Origin of the sequence: Candidatus Aquarickettsia rohweri, assembly GCF_003953955.1 — a bacterium.
GTDB lineage: Bacteria > Pseudomonadota > Alphaproteobacteria > Rickettsiales > Midichloriaceae > Aquirickettsia > Aquirickettsia rohweri.
In genome coordinates this window covers 1-5,566 of record NZ_RXFM01000099.1, presented here as the reverse complement: position 1 = coordinate 5,566, position 5,566 = coordinate 1, and the positions used below count along the sequence as shown (strand labels likewise).

Annotated in this window: 6 protein-coding genes; 1 reads left to right on the top strand and 5 read right to left on the bottom strand. The window is 26.1% G+C overall.

Annotated elements, in window-relative coordinates:
* Positions 1 to 220: transposase domain-containing protein (locus tag EIC27_RS08400; protein ID WP_205702358.1), on the top strand; the 220-nt coding region annotated here is incomplete at its 5' end.
* A gap of 194 nt (positions 221 to 414) precedes the next feature.
* On the opposite strand, the gene EIC27_RS06070 is transcribed toward EIC27_RS08400, so the two are convergent.
* The 5 genes from EIC27_RS06070 to EIC27_RS06050 all read right to left on the bottom strand — a co-directional run.
* Positions 415 to 1,287 carry a DMT family transporter gene (locus EIC27_RS06070; protein ID WP_126045186.1) on the bottom strand — a complete coding sequence of 291 codons (873 nt, stop codon included), beginning with the start codon at positions 1,285 to 1,287 and terminating at the stop codon, positions 415 to 417.
* 34 nt (positions 1,288 to 1,321) lie between these two features.
* Complete coding sequence (locus tag EIC27_RS06065; RefSeq protein WP_126045185.1) at positions 1,322 to 2,359, bottom strand: threonine aldolase family protein; 1,038 nt, start codon at positions 2,357 to 2,359, stop codon at positions 1,322 to 1,324.
* A 98-nt stretch (positions 2,360 to 2,457) separates the two neighbouring features.
* Positions 2,458 to 3,417, bottom strand: a complete 960-nt coding sequence (locus EIC27_RS06060) for a threonine aldolase family protein (protein WP_240627099.1) — start codon at positions 3,415 to 3,417, stop codon at positions 2,458 to 2,460.
* Positions 3,407 to 5,122, bottom strand: a complete 1,716-nt coding sequence (locus EIC27_RS06055; RefSeq protein ID WP_126045184.1) for an ABC transporter ATP-binding protein — start codon at positions 5,120 to 5,122, stop codon at positions 3,407 to 3,409. The genes EIC27_RS06060 and EIC27_RS06055 overlap by 11 nt, the downstream gene beginning before the upstream one ends.
* 248 nt (positions 5,123 to 5,370) lie before the next feature.
* On the bottom strand, positions 5,371 to 5,566 hold a 196-nt coding region (locus tag EIC27_RS06050), incomplete at its 5' end, for a transposase domain-containing protein (RefSeq protein WP_126044202.1).

Here is a 5,566-nt window from a genome sequence, read left to right as displayed (position 1 = left end):
ATTTGCAGTTGGCAGAAAAAATTGGATGTTCTGTGCAACAACTAAGGGTGCTAAAGCTAGTGCAAATATTTATAGTATTATTGAAACTTGCAAAGTAAATAAGATTAATCCTTATGATTATTTAAAATATTTGCTGAATCATATTCATGATTATTCTGATCCAAAAGAGTTAGTAAATTTACTTCCATATAATATTGATAAAAAAATATCATCAAATTAAATTTTTTTTAGAATTATCAAAAAACTTAAGAAACCCAAAGAAAGGCGGATAATACTTGTCAAGATGGGGATATTTTAGCGTTTACATTAATAATTTGTAAAAAGTTATTAAATTTTATATGTAAAATAAGGTAATGTGGACATAACATATTAAAAGCCAATATAAAAATTACTTTTTAAATTAGAGACCCTGCCTTACTTAAAATGTTGAATAGCGATATAAAGTGAAGTAGGTATAATAACTAATGTACCGAGAAGCATGTGGATATTTGGTGTATCATTAAATACAAAATATCCTAAAAGTCCTGAAAATAATAATTCTAAATATCTTAGTGGTGCTAAACTTGAAACTTTAACTAAATTAAATGCTTTAAGTATACAAAATAGAATAATATTACTATTTACACCTAAAAATATAAGAAAAATTAAATCAATTATTTGTGGAGTTACTAAATTAAAATTTAAAGGCAGGAACAAAAAAATAGTTGTAAACAAAGAAGAATAAAATAGCATGCTTAGCATAGTTTCTTGAATTACGTATTTTTTATTAATAATATCAAGGCTTGCAAAGAGTATTGCTGCTATAACAAATGGACATGAATCTATAGTAAAATTTACAGTATTTGGTGTAATTGTTATTAAAATTCCTATTATACCGACAAATGTTACTATCCATAATTTTAATGAGATACTTTCTTTTAGAATAATAGGTGCTAGAATTAGTATAAACATCGGGATAGTAAAGCTTATAATCGTGGCCATTATTACTTGTGATGATTTCAACCCATTAATCCATAAAAATATTGCTAATGCTAGAAATAAGCCTCTAATAAAATGAAAAGTAAATCTTGAAGTTTTTATAGATAGTATTCCATTATAAAGAACAAAAGGTAAAAGACTAACAGTACTAAAAAGAAACCTATAGAATGATATCTCGAGGGGAGGTAAATAAAAACTTAAATATTTTGCAATAACATCATTGAAGCTGCTAACAATTAAACTAAATATAAACCAACTTATCCCAATTTTATAGTTACGGGAGAAATTAGTTAAATTTTTATCAAACACTTTATAACCTATTTTTTGAAAATTAATAATATATTTAATTAAAGATATTCTTAATTATTTTTATTGTTTCATACACATCATCAAAGGAAATATCCATATGTGTGATTACTCTAATTTTATCATCTAAGGCTAACATTCTAATTTTATGTTTTAATAAAAGGTCAATAAAGGTTTTAGTTGTATATTTTGTATTTTGTAGCTTAAAATAAAGAATATTAGTTTTATAAAGTTCCTTATCAATTTTAATCCATGGGATGTTGTCTAACCCTTCTGCAAGTATTTTTATTTTTTCATGATCAAAAACAAGGTCCTTTATATTATTATCCAGTGCAAAAATACATGCAGCTGCAAGAATTCCTGATTTATGTAAAGAGCCTCCTTGCTGAAATTTATAATACCAAGCTTTTTCAATGAAATTCTTGCTTCCAGCAAGAATAGCACCTATAGGAGCTCCTAGGCCTTTAGCAAAATCAATATAGACTGAATCAAAATATTGACAGTAATCTTTTACTGATATTCCAGTAACAGTACTAGCATTAAAAATTCTTGCTCCATCAAGATGAGTTAATATACCATGATCTTTGCAATAATAACTAATATCTTTTATTTGATGCATAGGCCATATAGCGCCACCGCCAAAGTTAGTAGTTTGTTCAACTGAGACTAATCTTATCCTTGGTAAATTACGTCCTACTCCTCTTTTAACTATTGGTGAAATTTGCTCTTTAGTAAAAATACCTCTATCACCAGAGATAGTATATGAATTTGCATGAACTAGACCACCAATAGACCCTGACTGAACTTTTAAAGGGTGAGACGTTTCATCTAATACTATTATGTCTCCAGGTCTATCGCAATGTGTCCTGTAAGCTATGCTATTAGCCATAGTACCAGTAGGCAAAAATATTGCTGATTCTTTACCAAGTAATTGGCAAGTTTTTTCAATTAAATCATTTGTAGTGGGGTCTTCACATGCAGCTTCATTGCCAACTTTTGCTTTTATCATATAATTTAACATTTCTTTAGAAGGTGTCACATTTGTATCACTGAAGTAATCAATTTTTATTTTCATTTTTTTGCCTTTTTAATTTTTTGAATACAATTTTTGATAATTTGATATGCTTTTTCTATATCAATTTTAGTAACACCCATGTGTAGAACCGCTCTAATTTATCCTTCTAACCAAGGGAATAATAATAATCCATTTGTAGCACAACAGTCTAAAAAAAAATCATTCGTTACTTTCAGCTTAGAAATATCAAAGGAAACCATATTAGTTTCAGTAGAGCCTAATAGTTTTATTTCTTTAATATTAGATAACATACTAGCAAATAATTCTGCATTGTCATGATCTAACATAATTTTAGAAATATGATTTTTTATTGTATATTGTGCAGCTTTAGCTTGAAATCCAATTTGGTGAAATCCACTTCCTAGCCAAGTTTGATATCTCTTTGCTTTTTCTATAATATCTTTTTTTCCTAAAAGCATTGAACCAAAAGGAGCTCCTAAACTTTTAGAAAAACAAAAGCTTATAGTATCACAATACTTTGCATATTCACTTAATGGAATTTGAGTTTTTACATGTGCATTAAAAATTCTTGCTCCATCAAGATGTAAATTAATCTTTTGATTTTTAAGATATTTATAAATCTCTTTTTGAGTAATAAAAGGAAATACTTTGCCTTGTCTGCTATTAATTGTATTCTCAATCATAACAAGTTTAACTTGAGCAAATGTTTTGTATCTTGGTTTTGAGTTAATTGCCTTTTTAATACTATTTACGGTAATAATACCCTTACTAGAATATATACAATTAAGCACTACTCCGCAAACTTTAGCAGTCGCACCACTATCAAAAAAATTAATATGATATCCGTACTCAGTTATAACTTCATCTCCAGGTTGAGATTGAGATAAAATTGCTAATCTATTAGCAAGCATTCCACTAGTTACAAATATCGCATCTTCTACATTGAATAACTCTTTGCAATAAGCTACCAGTTCATTATAAGCTTTATCTTCACCATAAGCATAATCACCTACTTCAGCATTTATCATATTTTTTATTAGGGTTTTTATTGGAAGTGTTGTGGTATCACTTCTTAAATCAATAATTTTACTTTTCATAATTTATTTGACTGATAAAATTATTATAAGGAACACATGTTTCATTTAAATGATTATGGTTGCCTTTTGCTATTATTTTGCCATCTTGTAAAAAAACAATCTCATCCATTAATTTCATAATTTTAGCATTATGTGTTATAAATATTAAAGTATAGTCTTTGCAGTGTAATAATAAGTTTTTTATTAGATTTATTTCTGTTATAGAATCCAGTGCTGAAGATGGTTCATCTAAAATAAGCCATTTTGTTTCAGAATATAATGCTCTAGCTAATGCTAATCTTTGTTTTTGTCCAGCAGAAAGATTATTCCCTAAATTACTCAGCATAGTTTCATATTTTAAAGGTAATTTGTTAATAAAATCTTCACAAAGTGTTATTTTTGCAATTTTTTTCATTTTTGCATTATCTATTTTATTATTTAAATAAATTATGTTGTCTCTTATAGAGCGATTAAACAAAATTGGTTCTTGAGGAATATAAGCTAAATATTTTACGATGTTATTTGAGGGGAAATCATAATAATTGTAATCATTGATCAAAAAATTTCCTTTTTGTAATTTATAAACTCCCTGTAAAATTTTAGCAAGGGTTGTTTTACCAGTTCCAGATGGACCAACTAGTGCAACTTTTTGTCCTTTTTTGATTTCAAGATTAATATCTTGAAGAATATATTGATTTTTATTAAAGCTAAAATAAGAATTCTCTAATTTTATGGATTTTATATTGGTGAGAGTTTTATTACTTGATTGTTGAATACTTGAATTAGCAATAGTTTCTATTTTTTTTATAAAGCCAAAATCTTTATAAATTTCTGTTAACTGTAAGGAAACTCTCCAGATATCACGTCGTGCAATAAATGCTGCACTTGTAATAAAAGTTAAATCTCCAATATTAGCTAATCCTTTTAACACTTGTAATAGTGAAAAACTAAATAATCCTATTAGTAAAAATGCTGAAATTATGCTTCTTAGTGTATCAGCTTTAAATAGTAATACTTCTAATAAAGTTTGATTATGAGCTATATTATTGTAAAATTTTTTTATTCTACCTCGTTCATAACTTTCTTTGGCTGCAACTTTTATGTTTAAAATATTTTGTAATAACTCTGTAAGTTCAGCATTTGCAAGGTTTGTATCATGAGCATAGTCTTGTGATAGATTTATAGTTTTTTTAATAAAATAAATACCTATTAATATCATTAAAATATACCATATAATAAAATAAATACCTATAGTCCATAAATCTAAAGTAATTAGTGTAACCATTACAAAGAAACTAAAACTGCCTGCAATAATTCCGTATAATGATATTTTAATTATATTTTCTATAGCATTGGGAAGTTGAGCAATTTTAGAAGAAAGTTCCCCAATTTTATTGTTATTAAAAAATATTAAATCTTTTTTTAATAATTTTGCAGTAAGTTTATCTCGTAACATACATGATATATTTGGTGATAGTTTAGCATGTAAAAAATTAGCAATACGCATTGGCATTTCGATAAAGAATATTATCAGAATAAATAAACCTATAAATAACCAGTATTTTTGATCGTCTAAAGTAGTTTTATATATATCATCAATGGTATATTTTAACATGTAAAGTAAAAATGTTTCTGAACAAGTCCATATTAAAACTAATAATAAAATTATAAATAACTGGGGGATAAATGATTTTAAAATTTTTGGGATATTATTTATATTAAACATTTTATTAGTTAGTTAATTCTTAGAATTTAGAAAATAATTATTTAATTCTATTTAAGGATAAGGTTTAATAACAAAAAATATAGAGGTGTTTAGTTTCAATATGCAAGAAATTATTTATGGTAACTATAATAAATATCTTTTAACAGCTACTACCTTTCTTTTTGTAAACGCTAAAATATCCCCATCTTGACAAGTATTATCCGCCTTTCTTTGGGTTTCTTAAGTTTTTTGATAATTCTAAAAAAAATTTAATTTGATGATATTTTTTTATCAATATTATATGGAAGTAAATTTACTAACTCTTTTGGATCAGAATAATCATGAATATGATTCAGCAAATATTTTAAATAATCATAAGGATTAATCTTATTTACTTTGCAAGTTTCAATAATACTATAAATATTTGCACTAGCTTTAGCACCCTTAGTTGTTGCACAGAACATC

Coding starts and splice junctions, on each gene's coding strand:
- EIC27_RS06065 (WP_126045185.1), bottom strand. CDS start 2,359: ATGAAAATAAAAATTGATTACTTCAGTGATACAAATGTGACACCTTCT.
- EIC27_RS06060 (WP_240627099.1), bottom strand. CDS start 3,417: ATGAAAAGTAAAATTATTGATTTAAGAAGTGATACCACAACACTTCCA.
- EIC27_RS06055 (WP_126045184.1), bottom strand. CDS start 5,122: ATGTTTAATATAAATAATATCCCAAAAATTTTAAAATCATTTATCCCC.